Genomic DNA, 18,524 nt, shown 5'->3' with positions numbered 1-18,524 from the left:
AGGCGCACCCTGGTTGGGTGCGCCCCACCGGCGTTCGGTGTGCGGCTGCCTACCAGGCCGTGCGGGCCTTGTCCTCGGACGGGAACAGGATCCACAACGCTATGTAGAGCAGGAACTGCGGGCCGGGGAGCAGGCAGGAGAGCACGAAGATCACGCGCATCGTGGTCGCGGAGGTGCCGAAGCGCCGTGCCAGCGCTGCGCACACTCCGCCGATCATGCGGCCGTTGGTGGGGCGGGCAAGGGCGGCCATCGGGGCTCCTTCGTGAACCGTAGAGGTGGTCGACCGAGGCTTCCCGTGTGGCTGCCTCGATGTCTTCCACGCTACGGGGACGAAGCGGGCGAAGCATCGCTCTACGGAGCGATCCCGACCCTGGCAATCGTCGGGGTCCGACCCTGAGCCGTGTCCTCCCGGGGGAGGGTCGCCCGGCGTCGTGTCTCCACCCGGCGGCGCAGCCGGGCCCGTGCGGCGGGCACGATCACGAGGTGGGCGAGGGCCACCCCGACCGTGTTGAGCAGCAGCGAATCGACGTCCACGACCTGACCGGGGACGCCCGTCTGCAGCAGCTCGATGCCCAGGGAGAGCAGGGCGCCGACGGCGACCGTACGGAGCAGGGAGCCGAGGGGGGAGGCGGCGAGCTTGCCGCCCGCCATGGGGAGCAGGACGCCCAGTGGGGCGAGGAGGCCCAGGCCCTCGCCGATGCGGCGGGCCGCCTCCTGGGGGCCCAGTGCGAGGTCGGCTCTGATGCCGGCGAACGGCCGCAGGTTGGCGGCGCTCACCCAGAGGACGTCCAGGGGGCGCAGAGTGATCCAGGCGACGAGGGCGAGGTGTGCGACGAGGAGGACACCTCCTGCCACACGGACGCGGGGCGCGGCGCTGCCGCCGTCTGAACCTTGACGCTGCACGTCCCCCAAGACGCGGGGTGCGGCACGATCGGTTCCGGGCGAGGGGTTTTCGCGCCTTCCGCCCCCACACGTCCCGTGCCCGGGAGGCTCCGCTTCGTGCTCGTCCTCGATGGCCGGACGGGCTAAACGGCCGACGATGGCGGGGCGTTCGTGCGCGGGTCGGAGCGGACCTCCGGAGTGCACTCGTAGCTGTGCAAGGGGGTTTCGTCCGGGCCGCCCAGGATGACGGAGCCGTCGTCCTGGGCGGCGGCGGACTCGGAGAAGGTGCAGACGATCTGGGCGAGGGCGGAGGACGTGAGGTTCTCGGGCGGGGTGCTCAGCCGGAGGGTGTCCTCGGGGTCCTTGCCGCGGGGTCCGCTGACCGTCATGCCGCCGCGTACGTCCGTCGTGTAGCCGGCCTGCTGCTCGGATGTGGACGGCGTCTGGGCCAGTTCGTCGAGGAGCCCCTGGGCCACCAGGACCCGCCGCGCCGCCTCCGCCGCACCGTCCGGGATGCGAACCGACCGGTCGACCGTCGCCAGTTGCCCGGAACACAGGAGGAACACCTGGACCGGGACGCCCCGGGAGGTCTGCGTGGAGATGTCGGGGCCCGAGAGGGCACAGGGCACACGGGAAGGCGCCGGGCCGAAGTCCGTGGGGACCTGCGTGGAGCGGATGCCACAGCCCGTGAGCAGCGCGGCGAGGAGCGGGACGGCCAGCCAGCGGCGTCCGTTTCGGGGGCGGGGCGATCGGGCGACCCGCACACCGGGGAGCGGGCCCAGGAGTCGGGCAAGGAGGGGGCGAAGGAGTGGTGCGGTCGTCATCCGGCGGTGCCTTCCGTGCCGTGCGCGTTCCCGTGCCCGTTCACGGTCCCGTCGGGGAGGTCGTCGGTGAGGAGCTCCGACGCGTCCTGGGGCAGGCGCAGGGTGAAGACCGCTCCGCCCTTGGGCCCGTTCGCCGCGGTGATCTCGCCGCCGTGGATGTGCGCGTTCTCCAGGGCGATGGAGAGGCCGAGGCCGCTGCCCTCGGAGCGGGGGCGGGACGCGCTGGCCTTGTAGAAGCGGTCGAAGACGTGCGGGAGGACGTCCTCGGGGATGCCGGGACCGTGGTCCTGCACCTCGATGACCAGGGCGTCGGCCTCCTTGCGCACCGATACCCGTACCGGCGAGCCGCCGTGCTTGAGCGCGTTGCCGATCAGGTTGGCCAGGATCACGTCGAGGCGGCGCGGGTCGAGGCGGGCCGTGATGCCGCGCTCGGCGTCCAGGTCCACCGCGTCCAGCCAGGCGCGTGCGTCGATGCACGCGGTGATCTGGTCGGCGATGTCCACGTCGTCGAGGACGAGCCGGGCGGTGCCCGCGTCGAAGCGGGTGACCTCCATCAGGTTCTCGACGAGGTCGTTGAGGCGGCGGGTCTCGCTGACGACGAGGCGTACGGCCGGCTCGATCATCGGGTCGACGCTGCCCGTCTCCGCGTCCAGTTCCTCTTCCAGGATCTCCGTCACGGCGGTGATCGCGGTGAGCGGCGTGCGGAGTTCGTGGGACATGTCCGCCACGAAGCGGCGGGACGCCTCGTCGCGGGCGCTCATGTCGTCCACGCGCTTCTCGAGGGCCTCCGCCGTGTGGTTGAACGTTCGGGAGAGGTCGGCGAGTTCGTCCGTGCCCGACACGCGCAGCCGTGTGTCGAGCTTGCCCTCACCCAGGCGGCGGGCCGCGATGCCCAGGCGGTGCACCGGCTTGAGGACCGTGGTCGCGGCGGCCTGGGCGAGCAGCGCCGAGCCGATCAGCGCGAGACCGGTCGCGATGCCCAGGGACCATGCGAGGGAGTTGAGGTCTTTCGCCTCGGGTTCCAGGGACTTGAGCATGTAGCCGGTCGTGGTGCCGCCGATCACCTTCGCGCCACCCACCAGGTACGGCTTGTCGTGATCGGTGATCCGCTGCCAGTACAGGTGGTACGCCGACTTGTTGTTCGAGGAGAGCGACTGCTTCTTGTTCACCGCCTTCTGGAGGGACCGGGGTACGTCCTCCAGCGTGAAGGTGTCCAGCTCGGAGTTGCCGACCACGGTCTTGCCGCTGTCGTCCTGGGCGACCAGGAGCACGCTGAAGCGCTGACTGCTGTTCGCCATCTGCCCGGCCGTGCGCTGGAGTTCGTCCTGCGCGGGGTGCACGGGCAGCATGCTCGCGTGGTTGCGCATCTCCTGCTGGAAGTCGCGCAGCACCGCGTCCTGAGTCCGCGTCAGCACGGCCTCGCGGTTGAGCCAGTACGCGATGCCCGACGCCGACACGGCGGCCGTGAGCGCGACGAGTCCGAACACCACGACCAGGCGCAGCCGCAGGCTGGTGAAACGCAGGCCCGACAGGATCGCCTTGCGCGCCGCGGCCCAGCCACGGAGCTCGTCGTTCGGTTCGGTCACTGAGGAGAGTCCAGCCGGTAGCCGACGCCACGCACGGTACGGATCAGGGTGGGCGAGGACGGCACGTCCTCCACCTTTGCGCGCAGGCGCTGCACACAGGCGTCGACCAGCCGCGAGTCGCCGAGATAGTCGTGCTCCCACACCAGCCGCAGCAACTGCTGGCGGGACAGCGCCTGTCCGGGCCGGCGGCTCAGCTCGAGGAGCAACCGCAGCTCGGTGGGCGTCAGTTGCAGGTCCTCGCCGTTCTTGGTGACCGTCATCGCGGCGCGGTCGATGACCAGCGAGCCGAACGACGCCGAGTCGTTCGCCTCGCGCTCACCGCGCCGCAGCACGGCACGGATCCGGGCGTCGAGCACCCGGCCCTGCACGGGCTTGACGACATAGTCGTCGGCGCCGGACTCCAGGCCGACCACGACGTCGATGTCATCGCTGCGCGCGGTGAGCAGAATGATCGGCAGTTGGTCGGTGCGCCGGATGCGCCGGCACACCTCGAAACCGTCGATGCCGGGCAGCATCACATCCAGCACGATCAGGTCGGGCCGCTGCTCGCGCAGCAGCTTCAGACCGTCCTCGCCGGTGGCAGCGGTGGCCACACGGTGTCCCTGGCGCGTCAAAGAGAGCTCCAGGGCCGTACGGATGGCGTCGTCGTCCTCGATCAGCAACAGGGAAGGCACGGACGTCATTCTGGCCCATGGTGAGCGCGTCTTTCGACAGTTGGAGCGCTCCCACCCAACTCGCGCACAGAAGGGAGCCGGCGAGTGGTCATCTGCGTAGTCGTACCGCTCTTCTCTGTGATCGCGCTGTGCCGCGCCTGCGGAGGGGCCCTGTGACAGGTCTGTGACAGTCGGCGGACACGGCCATGAAGTGGCCCGGGCAAGCTTCTCGACACAAGCAAGGAAGCACGGCGAAGCGAACCGAAGAGCCGGGACTCCACGACGGGGGGCGCGAGATGAACACGCTGCACAGCACCAGCACTAGCGCAGTTGTCACGCGTCTGCACGACGTCACCCGGCCCACGGAGAAGTCCGGTGCCGTGAGCGGGCGGGGGTGCGCTCGCGGCACCGGGCGTCAGCACACCGCGTACATGACGGTGGTTGACGCGATCACGGGGGAGAGCCCCGCGGCGACAGCCGCTATGGGCACCGTCGGGGGGAAGGCTCACGGGGGAGCCGCGTACGGGGAGGTCACGGGGGAGCGTCGCCCGGTGTCGGAGGCCGTAGATGCCGAAGCGGCGTTTACCGCCTACGTCCAGGAGCGCCGCGCCTCCCTGTACGCCACCGCCTATCACCTCACCGGTGACCGCTTCGAGGCCGAGGACCTGCTGCAGAGCGCGCTGTTCTCGACGTACAAGGCCTGGGACCGCATCAGCGACAAGGCCGCGGTCGGGGGCTACCTCCGCCGCACCATGACCAATCTGCACATCAGCGCGTGGCGCCGCCGCAAGCTGAACGAGTACCCGACCGAGGAACTGCCGGAGACCGCCGGCGACACGGACGCGATGCGCGGCACCGAGCTGCGCGCCGTGCTGTGGCAGGCGCTCGCCCGGCTGCCCGAACTCCAGCGCACGATGCTGGTCCTCCGTTACTACGAGGGCCGCACCGACCCGGAGATCGCGGAGATCCTCGACATCAGTGTCGGCACGGTGAAGTCCAGCATCTGGCGGTCGCTGCGCCGGATGCGCGAGGACGACGTCCTCAGCTTCGGCCGTGACGAGGAAGAGTCCTTCGGGGAGCTTGTCGCCTGAAGGTCTGGGGGGGAACCAACGGGGTCACGGGGGATCACGGGGGATCACGGGGGAAATGAGAGAAGGTCCAGGCGGACGGGGGGTTCGCCTGGGCCTCTTTTATTTGCGCCTTCCGCGCGTCTTTGCGTCTTCCGCGCGCCGGGCTCGTCGACTACGCCGCCGCGCCGCGACAGGACGCGGACTACGCCGCCGCGCCGCGACGGGCCGCGCGGCGCCCGGCAGCCGCGGCCGTCAGACGGCCCAGGGCCTCGTCCTTGTCGCAGGGATGGGCGCCCAACGCCGCCTGGCGCGCCACGATCGAGCGCTCGGCGCGCATCAGACGCCAGCCGCGGCGCAACAGGAAGGGAACCGACTTGCGGCCCTCCTTCAGGTCCCGCACGAAACGGCGGCGGAACGTGGTGAGCGGGCCCCGCGACAGACACAGCGCGTCGGCCAGCACGCCCAACTCCCGGCATCGCCCGACGATCTCGGCGGCGAATATCCCCTCCGCGATGAACAGCGGGGTCCGCTCGATGCGCAGGCTCTCCGTGCCGGTGCGGGCGCTCAGCGAGATGTCGTACACGGGGATGGTCGTACGTCCCGTGCGGCACAGCTCCTCGATCGCGGCGACCGCGGCGCTCGCGTCCCAGGACAGCGGGTGGTCCCAGTCGATGTCCGCGCTGTCCTCCACCTGCGGCAGCGTCGGGTCCGTGCCCTCTTTGTAGAAGTCGTCGAGGCGCAGCACGGGGAGCCCGGAGTCGGCCGCGAGAAGGGACTTTCCAGAGCCGGAGGGGCCGCAGAGCAGCACCACGCGGGTGGGTATCGGGGGATGGGAACCCAATTCTCCGTACCTTCTGTGAATCGACCTGGCCTCGCCGTGTACCGGCAACGTCCAGGACATTATCCCTGACCCGCAGGGGCGAATCCGCTGCCCGATCGGTCCTGAACGGGAGCCGCGTCAACTACTGTACGTATCAGTTCAGTTGCTCTCCGCTCTCTCCGAAGAGGAAACCACCTGATGGTGCGACACGCAGCCCAGCAGACGACCATGGCCCGCACGACCGCGCGCATCGCCGCCGCCGTAGGCGTGGTCGCCGCCGGAGCCGCCGCGGCCACCCCGGCCGTCGCGGACACGAACGCCGCGCTGGACGTCATGCGCACCCGGCCCGCCTCGCTGGGCCACATCGAGCCGCGGACCGGCCTCCAGGCCCTGACCGGCACGGCCGGCCATGTCACCGGTCCCGTCCAGGGCCTCAAGCCCAACCCGCTGGCCGGCACCGGCGTCGATCCCCTCGACAACGGGGTCGGCACGCAGTTCGCCGACTTCAAGCCGCTGTCGTCCCAGGCGCTGACCCGGCCGGTGGCGCAGGCGCCGTCGATCGGCGGCATTCCGGTGCTCGGGCAGGCGACGGGACTGCCGTACTGAACGAGAAGAGAGCCGCGCTTCCCCTGGACGGAGGGGAAACGCGGCTCTCTCGTGAACGGGACCCCGGGGACACGGATCGGGGTCCCGAGTCCTCAGTAGGAGGAACCCGACGCGCCCAGTGAGCCCGTCGGATGCCAGACCGTCTTCGTCTCGAGGAAGGCCGTGAGGCGGTCGATACCGGGTGCCTCCACGTAATCCACAGCCTGTGGACGGAGAACCCGCTTGAGGTTGTCCGCGGCGGCGATCTCCAGCTCCTTCGCCAGTACGTCGTCCGCGCCGGCGAGGTCGATCGCGTTGACGTCCTGGTGCGCGGCGAGCGGGGCCGCGATCTCCGCCGTACGGCCGGAGAGCACGTTGACGACTCCGCCGGGCAGGTCGGAGGTGGCGAGGACCTCGCCGAGCGACAGGGCCGGGAGGGGGGACTTCTCGGAGGCGATCACGATGACCGTGTTGCCGGTCGCGATCACCGGGGCGATCACCGAGACCAGGCCCAGGAACGAGGACTCCTGCGGCGCGAGCACGGTCACGACGCCGGTCGGCTCCGGAGTGGAGAGGTTGAAGAACGGGCCCGCCACCGGGTTGCCACCGCCCACCACCTGGGCGATCTTGTCGGTCCAGCCCGCATACCAGACCCAGCGGTCGATCGCCGCGTCCACGACGGCGGCCGCCTTGGACTTCGACAGTCCCTCGGCGTCCGCGACCTCACGGACGAACTGGTCCTTGCGGCCTTCCAGCATCTCCGCGACGCGGTAGAGGATCTGGCCGCGGTTGTAGGCCGTCGCGCCGGACCAGCCGCCGAACGCCTTGCGCGCGGCGACCACCGCGTCACGGGCGTCCTTGCGGCTCGACTGCGGCGCGTTCGCCAGCCACTTGCCCTTGGGGTCCGTCACCTCGTACACCCGGCCGCTCTCGGAACGCGGGAACTTCCCGCCCACGTACAGCTTGTAGGTCTTGAAGACTGAGAGTCGGTCAGACATCGAGGTACGCCTCCAGGCCGTGACGACCGCCCTCGCGGCCGAAGCCCGACTCCTTGTAACCGCCGAACGGCGAGGTCGGGTCGAACTTGTTGAACGTGTTGGACCAGATGACGCCCGCGCGCAGCTTGCTCGCGACCGCGAGGATCCGGGAGCCCTTCTCGGTCCAGATGCCCGCCGAGAGGCCGTACTGGCTGTTGTTGGCCTTGGCGACCGCCTCGTCCGGCGTGCGGAAGGTGAGGACGGACAGCACCGGGCCGAAGATCTCGTCGCGGGCGATGGTGTGCGCCTGAGTGACGTTCGTGAAGAGCGTCGGGGCGAACCAGTAGCCGGAGGAGGGGAGTTCGCAGGCCGGGGACCAGCGCTCGGCGCCCTCGGCCTCGCCCGCCTCGACGAGCGTGGTGATACGGGACAGCTGCTCGGCGGAGTTGATCGCGCCGATGTCCGTGTTCTTGTCGAGCGGGTCGCCGAGGCGCAGCGTCGACAGGCGGCGCTTGAGGGAGTCGAGCAGCTCGTCCTGGATCGACTCCTGGACGAGGAGGCGCGAGCCCGCGCAGCAGACCTGGCCCTGGTTGAAGAAGATGCCGCTGACGATGCCCTCGACGGCCTGGTCGATGGGGGCGTCGTCGAAGACGATGTTCGCGCCCTTGCCGCCGAGTTCGAGGGTGACCTTCTTGCGGGTACCGGCGATCTGGCGGGCGATCGCCTTGCCGACAGCGGTGGAGCCGGTGAAGGCGACCTTGTTGACGTCGGGGTGCTCGACGAGCGCCGCGCCCGTGTCGCCGTATCCGGGAAGGATGTTGACGACGCCCTTCGGCAGGCCCGCCTGGCGGCAGATGTCCGCGAAGAAGAGCGCGGAAAGGGGGGTCGTCTCGGCGGGCTTGAGGACGACCGTGTTGCCCGTCGCCAGCGCCGGGGCGATCTTCCACGCCAGCATCAGCAGCGGGAAGTTCCAGGGGATGACCTGGCCCGCGACGCCGAGGGGCCGCGGGTTCGCGCCGAAGCCGGCGTGGTCGAGCTTGTCGGCCCAGCCCGCGTAGTAGAAGAAGTGCGCGGCGACCAGGGGGAGGTCCGCGTCGCGGGTCTCCTTGATGGGCTTTCCGTTGTCCAGCGTCTCCAGGACGGCCAGTTCGCGGCTGCGCTCCTGGATGATCCGGGCGATGCGGAACAGGTACTTGGCGCGCTCGGAGCCGGGCAGCGCCGACCACTTCTCGAAGGCCTTGCGGGCGGCCTTCACGGCGCGGTCGACGTCCTCGGTGCCCGCCTGGGCCACCTCGGAGAGGACCTCTTCGGTGCTCGGGCTGACGGTCTTGAAGACCTTGCCGTCGGCGGCCTCGACGAACTCGCCGTCGATGAAGAGCCCGTACGAGGGAGCGATGTCGACGACGGAACGCGACTCGGGAGCCGGTGCGTACTCGAATGCGGATGCCATGGTGATCAGTCCACCGTCACGTAGTCGGGGCCGGAGTAGCGGCCGGTGGCCAGCTTCTGACGCTGCATCAGCAGGTCGTTCAGGAGCGAGGACGCGCCGAAGCGGAACCAGTGGTTGTCCAGCCAGTCCGCGCCCGCCGTCTCGTTCACCAGGACCAGGAACTTGATGGCGTCCTTGGAGGTACGGATGCCACCGGCCGGCTTCACGCCGACCTGTACCCCGCTCTGCGCGCGGAAGTCGCGGACGGCTTCCAGCATGAGGAGCGTGTTCGCCGGTGTCGCGTTGACGGCCACCTTGCCGGTGGAGGTCTTGATGAAGTCCGCGCCGGCCAGCATGCCGAGCCAGCTCGCCCGCCGGATGTTGTCGTACGTCGACAGCTCGCCGGTCTCGAAGATGACCTTCAGACGGGCGGCGCCCGAGGCCTCCTTCACGGCGGTGATCTCGTCGTACACCTTCAGATACTTGCCCGCGAGGAACGCCCCGCGGTCGATGACCATGTCGATCTCGTCGGCGCCCGCGGCGACCGCGTCGCGCACGTCGGCCAGCTTCACGTCGAGCGCGGCGCGGCCCGCCGGGAACGCGGTGGCCACGGAGGCGACCTTCACGTCCGGAGCTCCGCCGGCGGCAATGATCGCCTGCTTGGCGCTGGCCACCATGTCGGGATAGACGCAGACCGCGGCCGTGCTGGGTGCAGTGCGGTCGGTCGGGTCCGGGTGGACGGCCTTGGCGCCGAGCGCCCGGACCTTGCCCGGGGTGTCCGCGCCTTCCAGCGTCGTCAGATCGACCATCGAGATGGCGAGGTCGATCGCGTACGCCTTCGCGGTGGTCTTGATGGAACGGGTGCCGAGCGAGGCGGCGCGCGCCTCCAGGCCGACCGCGTCGACGCCGGGCAGCCCGTGGAGGAAGCGGCGCAGCGTGCTGTCGGACGCGGTTACGTCGCCGAGTGCGTATGCAGCAGGTGCAGTGGTGGGCATGGTCACCAGACGAGCATATCTACGCGCGTAGCGGCTGTACACCCCCGGGGTGCGGGTGGGGATTGTCCGCCCCCGCCGCCCCTGCCCGTCCCATGTCCGGGGCTCCGCCCCGGCCCCCCGCTGCTCAGACGCCGGAGGGGCTGGGAACTTGCCGGAGTCCCGCATCCGGCACAATCGGGCCCATGACCACCCCCGACCACCAGCCCCCCGTACCGGACGCCTCGCGACCCGAGGCGAAGGATCGGATCTACCGGTCGCCCGCCGGTATCGCGGGCGGCGTCCTGCTCCTGCTCATCGCGGGCTGGCTAGGCGTCGACGCCCTGATCTCGGGCCACGGCCGCACCCCCTGGCTGGCACTCGCCGCGCTGATCCTCATCGTCCCGCTGGTGTCCGCCTTCACCCTGCGACCCGCGGTCTACGCCAACGAGGACCGGCTGCGCGTCCGCAACCCGTTCCGCGTCATCGTGCTGCCCTGGAGCAAGGTCGCCTCCCTGCGCTCGGGCTATTCCAACGAGGTGGTCGACACCTCCGGCGCCAAGTACCAGCTGTGGGCGGTGCCCGTCTCGCTGCGCGCCCGCAAGAAGTCCGCCAAGCAGCAGGCGCGCGGCGCCGCGACGGACAGCCGCGACCGTACGTCGGTGATGGGCAGGCCGTCCCATGCCCCCGGCACGCCGACCCGCGCCCAGACCGACCAGATCATGGACGATCTGCGCGAGCTGGCCGAGGCCAGGGCCGCCGAACGGGGCGCGCAGGGCGAGGTCACCGTGCGATGGGCGTACGAGGTGATGGGACCCGCCGTCGCGGGGGCGGTGCTGCTGGCGATCCTGCTGGCGGTCGGCTGAGGAACCTCCTCCCACGATGCACAGGCCTCTCGGCCGGATACGTGGGCGACAGCACCTCCGGTCCACACCTCTGGGAAGCCACGAGCGCGCATCTTGACGGGCCCGTCGGCTGCCCGCTTCCGCGCTTCCCGAAGCAGCCCGGTGATGAGTCGTGGTCATGGCGCGCTCGGCCACACCAGGGCCATGTACGCGCCGCAGTACGCCGAGCCCAGTACCGCGGCCGTCAGGCTCAGTGCCCGCAGGCGGGGCGAGGCGCGGGACAGGTGCAGGGCCACGGGAAGCAGGAGCGGGAAGCCGGGCAGCAGGAAGCGGGCGCGCGGGAAGTAGACACCGCCGCTGCCCAGGACGATCAGCAGCAGGACACCGGTGAAGACGAGCAGCGGGAGCGGCTGGCGGTCCCAGACGGAGAGGACGTACAGCGCCATGGACGCGATCAGGGTCACCGTGACCATCACCAGGAACAGCTCGGGCGTGGAGTCGTACGCCAGTACCTCCCGCAGCCGGTGCGCGGTCTCCACGCCGCCGTCCCACTCGTTGTGCCACAGCCGCTGTACGGCGAAGTAGCCGTCCCAGCGGCCCAGGCGCAGGCCCACCCAGCCGACGTACGCGAGCCAGCCGGCCGGGGCGAGGGCGGCGGCCGCGAGGGCGCGGGCCGAGAAGCCGCGGCGCAGCGAGAGCAGCGCCGTCACGGTGACCGCCGCCGCCACCGCGATACCGGTCGGGCGGGTCAGCCCCGCCAGCGCGGCCAGCGAAGCCGCCCAGAGCTGGCGGCCGGTGAGCATCGCGTACAGCGACCACGCGGCGAACGCCGTGAACAGCGACTCCGTGTAGCCCATCCACTCGACCAGGCCCACCGGGTGGGCCGACCACAGGACGGTCAGCAGTAGGCCCACCCGGCGGCCGTGCAGATGGCTGCCCACGGAGTGGATCCCCCACGCGGCGAGGAACGAGCTCGCGACCGCGACCGCCAGACCCGTCGTCGCCCGCGAGCCCGGCGTCAGCACCGCGACCGCCTTGACCAGGAGGGGGTAGAGCGGGAAGAAGGCGAGGTTGTTCGCGTCGTGCGCGGTGCCCAGCTGGTGCGTGTAGCCGTGGTCGGCGATGCCCAGGTACCAGTCCGCGTCCCAGTGCGTGGCCAGGATCGGCCAGACGCCGTGGTGCCGGTGGTGGGCCCAGAGGGCGAGCGTGAGCAGTCCGGTGACGCGTACGGCCGCGTAGGCGAGGAGGGCGGGGGCCGCGCAACGGAGGCCGGCCGCGAGGGTGCTTCGCCACCGCGGACGCCGGCTGTCCGGGACGAGTCCGCTCGGGGCGCCCCGGGACGGGGCGGATGTCGGCCGGGAAGCAGTCGGGGACACGCGGCAGCTCCTGGAACTCGGCGGTGCGCTACCGCTAACGGTTCCTCGGTCACGTGGTGGCGCGCGGGGGCGCTGCGTCAACTGCCGTGGCGAAATCACCCAAAAGGGCGGGGGCTGGTCTCAGGACGAAGGGAACGGCCGGGACGTGTGCCCCAGCCGTTCCCTTCGTCCTCCGGCGCGGACCGGGGTCAGATGCCGGCCGCGGCCGACAGGTCCCGCTTGATCGCCGCGAGGAGTCCGGCGGCCTTCGTGTGGGCCGCGGGGAGGTCGGCCCGGGTGGGCACGGGCACCACGACCTCCAGGTAGCACTTCAGCTTCGGCTCCGTGCCGCTCGGGCGGACGATGACACGGGCGCCGTCCAGCGCGTAGCGCAGGCCGTCGGTCGGCGGCAGCGTCTCCGTGCCCTTCGTCAGGTCCTCGGACTTCGTGATCGCCAGACCCGCGAGCCGTGTGGGCGGCTGCTCCCGCAGGCGCCGCATGGCGTTCGCGATCACGGACAGGTCCTCCACACGGACTGAGAGCTGGTCGGTGGCGTGCAGCCCGTACTCGACGGCGATGTCGTCGAGAAGGTCCAGAAGAGTTCGCCCCTGCTCCTTGAGCTCGGAGGCCAGCTCGGTGATGAGGAGGGCGGCGGTGATGCCGTCCTTGTCGCGTACGCCGTCCGGGTCGACGCAGTAGCCGAGCGCCTCCTCGTAGCCGTACCGCAACCCCTCGACGCGGGCGATCCACTTGAAGCCGGTGAGGGTCTCCTCGTAGGGCAGCCCGGCCTTCTCGGCGATCCGTCCGAGCAGCGACGAGGAGACGATCGACTCGGCGAACGTGCCCCGCGCTCCGCGCCGCACCAGGTGCTCGGCGAGCAGCGCGCCGACCTCGTCGCCGCGCAGCATCCGCCAGTCCGCCCCGTCCTTCACGGCCGCCGCGCAGCGGTCGGCGTCCGGGTCGTTGGCGATGATCAGATCCGGGTCGCTCTCGCGGGCCTTCGCGAAGGCGAGGTCCATCGCGCCGGGCTCTTCCGGATTGGGGAAGGCGACGGTGGGGAAGTCCGGGTCGGGCTCGGCCTGCTCGGCGACGAGGACGGGCGCCGGGAAGCCGGCCCGCTCGAACGCCGCGAGCAGCACGTCCTTGCCGACGCCGTGCATCGCCGTGTAGACGGTGCGGGCGGTGCGCGCCGACCCCTCGGCCACTACGGCGTCCGTACGCGCCAGATAGGCGTCCAGGACGCCCTCGTCGAGGATCTCCCAGCCGGAGTCCGGGCGGGGCACGTCGGCGAGCGCGCGGACGGCGTCGATCTCGGCCGCGATCTCCGCGTCCGCCGGGGGGACGATCTGCGAACCGTCGCCGAGGTACACCTTGTAGCCGTTGTCGCGGGGCGGGTTGTGGCTGGCGGTGACCTCCACGCCCGCCGCCGCGCCGAGGTGCCTTATGGCGTAGGCGAGGACGGGGGTGGGAAGCGGGCGGGGCAGCACCGCCGCCCGGAGGCCCGCGCCCGTCATCACGGCCGCGGTGTCGCGGGCGAAGTCCGCGGACTTGTGACGGGCGTCGTAGCCGATGACGACGAGGCCGTCCCTCTCGCCCTTCGCCCTCAGATACGCGGCGAGTCCCGCCGCCGCGCGGATGACCACGGAGCGGTTCATGCGCATCGGGCCCGCGCCGAGTTCGCCGCGCAGGCCGGCGGTGCCGAACTGGAGGGTGCCGCTGAAGCGGTCGGCGAGCTCCGTGACGTCCTCCGCCTCGATGAGCTTGGCGAGTTCGTCACGGGTCTCCGCGTCGGGGTCCTCGGCCAGCCACGCCTTGGCCCGTGCGATGAGTTCGTCCTGCACCTCGGGTGAACCTCTCTGTGCGTCTGTACGTTGCTGTGTACCCAGGTTGCTCGCCCCCGCCGCCCCCACCCGTCCCGTTACCTGGGGGCTGCGCCCCCAGACCCCCGGTATCGCGCTTCGCGCTCGTCCTCAAGCGCCGGACGGGCTGAACCCGGGGCCGCTTACAGGCGGTTCAGCACCTGAGCCAGCAAGGAACCCATGCGGGTCGCCGAGTCGCGGCCCGCCTGGAGGACCTCCTCGTGGTTGAGGGGCTCACCGGTCATGCCGGCGGCGAGGTTGGTGACCAAGGAGATGCCGAGCACCTCGGCGCCGGCCTCGCGGGCGGCGATGGCCTCGAGGGTGGTCGACATGCCCACCAGGTCCGCCCCGATGACCCGAGCCATCCGGATCTCGGCCGGCGTCTCGTAGTGCGGGCCGGGGAACTGCGCGTAGACGCCCTCCTCGAGGGTGGCGTCGACCTCCTTGCACAGCGCCCGCAGGCGGGGGGAGTAGAGGTCCGTCAGGTCGACGAAGTTGGCGCCCACGATGGGAGACGTCGCCGTGAGGTTGATGTGGTCGCTGATCAGCACCGGCTGACCGGGGCGCATGCCCTCGCGCAGACCACCGCAGCCGTTGGTGAGCACGATGGTCTTGCAGCCGGCGGCGACGGCGGTACGCACGCCGTGCGCGACGGCGGCGACCCCGCGGCCCTCGTAGTAGTGGGTGCGGCCCAGGAACACCAGGGCCCGCTTGTCGCCGATCTTGTACGTGCGGATCGTGCCGCCGTGGCCCTCGACGGCCGGCGGCGGGAACCCGGGCAGGTCGGTGACGTGGAGCTCGGCCTCGGGGGAGCCGAGTGCGTCCACGGCCGGTGCCCAGCCGGAGCCCATCACGAGGGCGACGTCGTGGGTCTCGGCGCCTGTCAGCTCACGCAGGCGCGCGGCGGCGGCGTCGGCGGCGGCATAGGGGTCGCCCTGGATGTCGTCCGGAAGAAGAGATGCGTTCACGCGCATGAGGGTAGCTGGTCTGGGCCTACGCGCGTAGATGACGGAGGTCACGGAGTTGCGATCGTTGTCTTGTCGTTTCCAACAAGGAGTGACCGGCGATGCGCGGGAAGCCCGCCGCGGAGCGGCGGAGCAGGGCACCAAGGAAACCGGCCCGAGGGGGGCGGAAGGGTGGGAAACCCCGCCGCGGAGCGGTGAAGAAGCCGCCGCGGAGCGGGCCCGCGGCGGGCAAGGGCTCAGCAGGGCCGCTTACGGAGTTCCATGACGTAGTCGTGCGGCGCCCCCGCGGACTCGGCGGCGTCGGCGATCTCTCCGAGGTACCGCGCCGACGGCAGTCCACCCTCGTACCCGTTGAGCACGTACACCCACGCCGGTTCCTCCCCCTCCAGCGTGTGGACCCGTACCCGCATCCGCCGGTAGATGTCGAGCCCGACACCCTCCCAGCGGTCCATGGAGTCCTCGTCCAGCGGTGCGATGTCGTACAGCGCCACGAACACCTGGGACCGCGGTGCCTCGACGATCGTCGCGAGCGCACCCTCCCAGCCCATGTGCTCGCCGGCGAAGGTGAGCCGCCAGCCGTTCAGCCAGCCCGTCGCGCGCAGCGGCGAATGCGGGGCGCGGCGCGTCATGAGCCGCGGGTCGAGATTGCCGGCGTACGCGGCGTAGAGCGACATGGGGTCGAGGGTACGTCAGCGGAACGTACGCCTCTCGCGTAACAGAAGAGGCTCGAATGCCCACTCGACGCCCCCCAGGGCGGAAGCACCTTGAACCGTGCGGGACAATGGAGTACGTGACTCGGATCGTGATCATCGGTGGCGGACCCGGCGGATACGAGGCGGCCCTGGTGGCCGCCCAGCTCGGCGCGGAGGTGACCGTCGTCGACTGCGACGGTCTTGGCGGGGCGTCGGTGCTCACCGACTGCGTGCCGTCGAAGACCCTTATCGCCACGGCCGAGGTGATGACCACCTTCGATTCGTCGTACGAGGAACTCGGCATCATCGTCGCCGACGACACGCCGCCCATGGAGCAGGCGGCCCGGGTCGTCGGCGTCGACCTCGGCAAGGTCAACCGCCGTGTGAAGCGCCTCGCGCTGGCCCAGTCGCACGACATCACCGCCTCGGTGACCCGCGCAGGCGCGCGCGTCCTGCGCGGTCGTGGCCGGCTGGAGGGCATGCAGGGCCTGGACGGCTCGCGCAAGGTCGTCGTACGGGCCGCCGACGGCACCGAGGAGACGCTCACCGCCGACGCCGTGCTCATCGCCACCGGCGGTCACCCCCGTGAGCTGCCGGACGCGCAGCCGGACGGCGAGCGGATCCTGAACTGGACCCAGGTGTACGACCTCGACGAGCTGCCCGAGGAGCTCATCGTGGTCGGTTCCGGTGTCACCGGCGCCGAGTTCGCCGGCGCCTACCAGGCGCTCGGCTCCCGAGTCACCCTCGTCTCCAGCCGCGACCGCGTGCTGCCCGGCGAGGACCCGGACGCCGCCGCCGTCCTGGAGGACGTCTTCCGCCGCCGCGGCATGAACGTCATGGCGCGTTCCCGCGCCGAGTCCGCCAAGCGGGTCGGCGACCGCGTCGAGGTCACGCTCTCCGACGGCCGGGTCATCAGCGGCTCGCACTGCCTGATGGCCGTCGGCGCCATCCCGAACAGCAGCGGGATGGGCCTGGAGGAGGCCGGGGTCAAGGTCAGGGACTCCGGGCACATCTGGACCGACAAGGTGTCCCGGACGACGGCCCCCGGCGTGTACGCGGCAGGTGACGTGACGGGCATCTTCGCCCTCGCGTCCGTGGCCGCCATGCAGGGCCGTATCGCCATGTACCACTTCCTGGGCGACGCGGTGGCCCCGCTGAACCTCAAGACCGTCTCCTCGAACGTCTTCACCGACCCCGAGATCGCCACCGTCGGCTACTCGCAGGCGGACGTCGACGCGGGCAAGATCGAGGCCCGGGTCGTCAAACTGCCTCTCCTGCGCAACCCGCGCGCCAAGATGCAGGGCATCCGCGACGGTTTCGTCAAGATCTTCTGCCGCCCCGGCACCGGCATCGTGGTCGGCGGTGTCGTGGTCGCTCCCCGCGCCTCGGAACTGATCCACCCCATCTCGCTCGCGGTCGACAACAACCTGACGGTCGAACAGATCGCGAAGGCGTTCACCGTGTATCCCTCCCTGTCGGGCTCGATCGCCGAGGTGGCGCGGCAGTTGCACACCCGTAAGGCCACGGGCGAGGGCTGAGGCTTTCGTGCGACTCTCCGCTGGTCACGGGGAGTCGTCGACCATTCGTACGGCATAGGCGGCGCGAGTAGGCGCGTATACCACTTCGTGCCCTGCCATGCGAACAACTTCTGTTATTCGGCGCAAACTGCTGAAAGCAGACGGTCGTTGGGGTTACTGTCAGTTTCGTGTTCGCTGCAGAACGTCGCCAATTGATCCTCGAAATGGTGCGAGCCAATGGGGCCGTGTCGCTCCGTGAGCTTGCCCGCGTCGTCCAGACCTCCGAAGTGACCGTACGGCGGGACGTGCGCGCACTGGAGGCAGAAGGACTCCTCGACCGCCGGCACGGCGGTGCGGTATTGCCGGGCGGGTTTACGCGGGAGTCCGGCTTTCCGCAGAAATCGCATCTCGCGACCGCCGAGAAGACGGCCATCGCCGATCTCGCCGCGGGTCTCGTCGAAGAAGGCGAGGCCATCGTGGTCGGGGCGGGTACCACCACGCAGGAGCTGGCTCGCCGGCTCGCGCGGGTGCCCGGGCTGACCGTCGTCACCAACTCGCTGTTGGTGGCCCAGGCATTGGCCCATGCCAACCGTGTGGAGGTCGTGATGACCGGCGGCACCCTGCGCGGTTCCAACTACGCCCTGGTCGGCTCCGGTGCCGAACAGTCCCTCCAGGGGCTGCGCGTCTCCCGGGCCTTCCTCTCCGGGAGCGGGCTGACCGCGGAGCGCGGCCTGTCCACGTCCAACATGCTCTCGGCGTCCGTGGACCGCGCGCTGGTGCAGGCCGCCGCGGAGGTCGTCGTCCTCGCCGACCACACCAAGCTCGGCACGGACACGATGTTCCAGACGGTGCCGACGGACCTGATCACGCGCCTGGTCACGGACGAGCCACCCGCGCACGACGACCGCGCGGCCACCGAACTGCAGGCCCTGGCCGATCAGGGCGTACAGATCGCGGTGGCCGGGTCATCCGCATCCGGCGGCGCCGGTGGTGATCCCGTCCCGGCGGGGCGCCAGTCACGCCGGGACGTGCCACTTCCCGGGCCGCGCCGCGGCCAGGTGGTACCGGGCGCGGGGCCCCAGTTGCGCAGCGCCACGGTCCTGGGAGAGCAACCCCAGACCGAGCGGGCGCGCGTGGCCGACCTCCGCCGCCGCTGACACCTCCGGCGGGGTCGTACCTCAGACCCCGCACGGTCCATCGGCGACTGCGGGCTCGCCCGCGGTGCCGTGTGCCCCGGTTCTTTCGCCCCCTCCGCCCCTACCCGTCCCACCCCTGGGGCTCCGCCCCGGACCCCGCTCCTCAAACGCCGGAGGGGCTGAATTCTCTGCCCGGGCGAGAACGAAGCGCCCGGCGGGAAGTCCGCCGGGCGCTTCGGGAAGACGGGTCTCAGGATCCGTCCGTCAGTCCTTGATTTCGCAGATCGCGGCGCCGGATGTCACGGACGCGCCGACCTCGGCGCTGAGGCCCTTGATGGTTCCGGAGCGGTGCGCGTTG

General features: G+C 70.9%; 18 protein-coding genes. 5 read left to right on the top strand and 13 right to left on the bottom strand.

The window, feature by feature from the left end; genetic code table 11:
• Positions 1-49: 49 nt before the first annotated feature.
• From AB0D27_RS41680 to afsQ1, 5 genes are all read right to left on the bottom strand, one after another.
• The gene (locus tag AB0D27_RS41680) at positions 50-250 is read right to left on the bottom strand and encodes a PspC domain-containing protein (RefSeq protein ID WP_362519865.1); all 201 of its coding nucleotides are present in this window, start codon (positions 248-250) and stop codon (positions 50-52) included.
• Positions 251-351: 101 nt separating this feature from the next.
• Positions 352-903 carry a VanZ family protein gene (locus AB0D27_RS41675; RefSeq protein ID WP_362519862.1) on the bottom strand — a complete coding sequence of 184 codons (552 nt, stop codon included), beginning with the start codon at positions 901-903 and terminating at the stop codon, positions 352-354.
• Between the two features lie 122 nt (positions 904-1,025).
• Entirely contained in the window at positions 1,026-1,706 is a 681-nt protein-coding gene (locus AB0D27_RS41670) for a hypothetical protein (protein WP_362519860.1), read from the bottom strand.
• Complete coding sequence (locus tag AB0D27_RS41665; RefSeq protein ID WP_362519858.1) at positions 1,703-3,292, bottom strand: HAMP domain-containing sensor histidine kinase; 1,590 nt, start codon at positions 3,290-3,292, stop codon at positions 1,703-1,705. Before AB0D27_RS41665 ends, AB0D27_RS41670 begins: the two co-directional genes overlap by 4 nt.
• Positions 3,289-3,966, bottom strand: coding sequence for a two-component system response regulator AfsQ1 (afsQ1, locus tag AB0D27_RS41660; RefSeq protein ID WP_153288946.1), 678 nt, complete (start codon positions 3,964-3,966; stop codon positions 3,289-3,291). The genes AB0D27_RS41665 and afsQ1 overlap by 4 nt, the downstream gene beginning before the upstream one ends.
• A gap of 275 nt (positions 3,967-4,241) precedes the next feature.
• Here afsQ1 and AB0D27_RS41655 point away from each other — a divergent pair, with 275 nt between their 5' ends.
• Positions 4,242-5,036: a SigE family RNA polymerase sigma factor gene (locus AB0D27_RS41655; protein ID WP_362519855.1), complete on the top strand. Its 795-nt coding sequence runs from the start codon at positions 4,242-4,244 to the stop codon at positions 5,034-5,036.
• A gap of 181 nt (positions 5,037-5,217) precedes the next feature.
• Here AB0D27_RS41655 and AB0D27_RS41650 read toward each other — a convergent pair whose 3' ends face one another.
• Positions 5,218-5,856 carry a uridine kinase gene (locus AB0D27_RS41650; RefSeq protein ID WP_362519853.1) on the bottom strand — a complete coding sequence of 213 codons (639 nt, stop codon included), beginning with the start codon at positions 5,854-5,856 and terminating at the stop codon, positions 5,218-5,220.
• Positions 5,857-6,033: 177 nt separating this feature from the next.
• On the opposite strand from AB0D27_RS41650, the gene AB0D27_RS41645 reads away from it, so the two are divergent.
• Positions 6,034-6,441, top strand: a complete 408-nt coding sequence (locus AB0D27_RS41645; RefSeq protein ID WP_362519850.1) for a hypothetical protein — start codon at positions 6,034-6,036, stop codon at positions 6,439-6,441.
• Between the two features lie 92 nt (positions 6,442-6,533).
• Here AB0D27_RS41645 and AB0D27_RS41640 read toward each other — a convergent pair whose 3' ends face one another.
• The 3 genes from AB0D27_RS41640 to deoC are packed head-to-tail and all read right to left on the bottom strand — an operon-like array spanning position 6,534 to position 9,821.
• Positions 6,534-7,418 carry an aldehyde dehydrogenase family protein gene (locus AB0D27_RS41640; protein WP_362519848.1) on the bottom strand — a complete coding sequence of 295 codons (885 nt, stop codon included), beginning with the start codon at positions 7,416-7,418 and terminating at the stop codon, positions 6,534-6,536.
• Entirely contained in the window at positions 7,411-8,847 is a 1,437-nt protein-coding gene (locus AB0D27_RS41635; protein ID WP_362519845.1) for an aldehyde dehydrogenase family protein, read from the bottom strand. The genes AB0D27_RS41640 and AB0D27_RS41635 overlap by 8 nt, the downstream gene beginning before the upstream one ends.
• Before the next feature lie 5 nt (positions 8,848-8,852).
• A complete protein-coding gene (deoC, locus tag AB0D27_RS41630; protein ID WP_362519868.1) occupies positions 8,853-9,821 on the bottom strand; it encodes a deoxyribose-phosphate aldolase in 969 nt (322 codons plus the stop codon).
• Between the two features lie 182 nt (positions 9,822-10,003).
• Between deoC and AB0D27_RS41625 the strand changes: the two genes are divergently transcribed.
• On the top strand, positions 10,004-10,663 hold the full coding sequence (locus tag AB0D27_RS41625) for a PH domain-containing protein (RefSeq protein ID WP_362519843.1): 660 nt from the start codon (positions 10,004-10,006) through the stop codon (positions 10,661-10,663).
• Positions 10,664-10,818: 155 nt separating this feature from the next.
• Here AB0D27_RS41625 and AB0D27_RS41620 read toward each other — a convergent pair whose 3' ends face one another.
• The 4 genes from AB0D27_RS41620 to AB0D27_RS41605 all read right to left on the bottom strand — a co-directional run bounded on the left by AB0D27_RS41620 (position 10,819) and on the right by AB0D27_RS41605 (position 15,495).
• Positions 10,819-12,018, bottom strand: coding sequence for a mannosyltransferase family protein (locus AB0D27_RS41620; protein WP_362519840.1), 1,200 nt, complete (start codon positions 12,016-12,018; stop codon positions 10,819-10,821).
• Positions 12,019-12,206: 188 nt separating this feature from the next.
• Positions 12,207-13,838 carry a phospho-sugar mutase gene (locus AB0D27_RS41615; protein WP_362519837.1) on the bottom strand — a complete coding sequence of 544 codons (1,632 nt, stop codon included), beginning with the start codon at positions 13,836-13,838 and terminating at the stop codon, positions 12,207-12,209.
• A 161-nt stretch (positions 13,839-13,999) separates the two neighbouring features.
• Positions 14,000-14,824, bottom strand: a complete 825-nt coding sequence (locus AB0D27_RS41610; RefSeq protein ID WP_362519834.1) for a purine-nucleoside phosphorylase — start codon at positions 14,822-14,824, stop codon at positions 14,000-14,002.
• Between the two features lie 233 nt (positions 14,825-15,057).
• Positions 15,058-15,495 (bottom strand): gamma-glutamylcyclotransferase, encoded by a 438-nt coding sequence (locus AB0D27_RS41605; protein WP_362519831.1) that lies wholly within the window; start codon positions 15,493-15,495, stop codon positions 15,058-15,060.
• Between the two features lie 107 nt (positions 15,496-15,602).
• Between AB0D27_RS41605 and AB0D27_RS41600 the strand changes: the two genes are divergently transcribed.
• On the top strand, positions 15,603-17,051 hold the full coding sequence (locus AB0D27_RS41600) for an NAD(P)H-quinone dehydrogenase (protein WP_362519828.1): 1,449 nt from the start codon (positions 15,603-15,605) through the stop codon (positions 17,049-17,051).
• Between the two features lie 167 nt (positions 17,052-17,218).
• Entirely contained in the window at positions 17,219-18,187 is a 969-nt protein-coding gene (locus AB0D27_RS41595) for a DeoR/GlpR family DNA-binding transcription regulator (protein ID WP_362519825.1), read from the top strand.
• The last annotated feature ends 337 nt before the right edge of the window (positions 18,188-18,524 follow it).

Origin of the sequence: Streptomyces sp. NPDC048415 (assembly GCF_040651675.1) — a bacterium.
Taxonomy (GTDB): domain Bacteria; phylum Actinomycetota; class Actinomycetes; order Streptomycetales; family Streptomycetaceae; genus Streptomyces.
This window is presented reverse-complemented; position numbering and strand designations above follow the sequence as displayed.

Excerpts from the sequence above, each read along its gene's own strand:
- AB0D27_RS41680 (WP_362519865.1), bottom strand. The coding sequence starts at position 250 with ATGGCCGCCCTTGCCCGCCCCACCAACGGCCGCATGATCGGCGGAGTG.
- AB0D27_RS41670 (WP_362519860.1), bottom strand. The coding sequence starts at position 1,706 with ATGACGACCGCACCACTCCTTCGCCCCCTCCTTGCCCGACTCCTGGGC.
- AB0D27_RS41640 (WP_362519848.1), bottom strand. The coding sequence starts at position 7,418 with ATGTCTGACCGACTCTCAGTCTTCAAGACCTACAAGCTGTACGTGGGC.
- AB0D27_RS41625 (WP_362519843.1), top strand. The coding sequence starts at position 10,004 with ATGACCACCCCCGACCACCAGCCCCCCGTACCGGACGCCTCGCGACCC.
- AB0D27_RS41645 (WP_362519850.1), top strand. The coding sequence starts at position 6,034 with ATGGTGCGACACGCAGCCCAGCAGACGACCATGGCCCGCACGACCGCG.
- deoC (WP_362519868.1), bottom strand. The coding sequence starts at position 9,821 with ATGCCCACCACTGCACCTGCTGCATACGCACTCGGCGACGTAACCGCG.
- AB0D27_RS41600 (WP_362519828.1), top strand. The coding sequence starts at position 15,603 with ATGGAGTACGTGACTCGGATCGTGATCATCGGTGGCGGACCCGGCGGA.
- AB0D27_RS41605 (WP_362519831.1), bottom strand. The coding sequence starts at position 15,495 with ATGTCGCTCTACGCCGCGTACGCCGGCAATCTCGACCCGCGGCTCATG.
- AB0D27_RS41655 (WP_362519855.1), top strand. The coding sequence starts at position 4,242 with ATGAACACGCTGCACAGCACCAGCACTAGCGCAGTTGTCACGCGTCTG.
- AB0D27_RS41635 (WP_362519845.1), bottom strand. The coding sequence starts at position 8,847 with ATGGCATCCGCATTCGAGTACGCACCGGCTCCCGAGTCGCGTTCCGTC.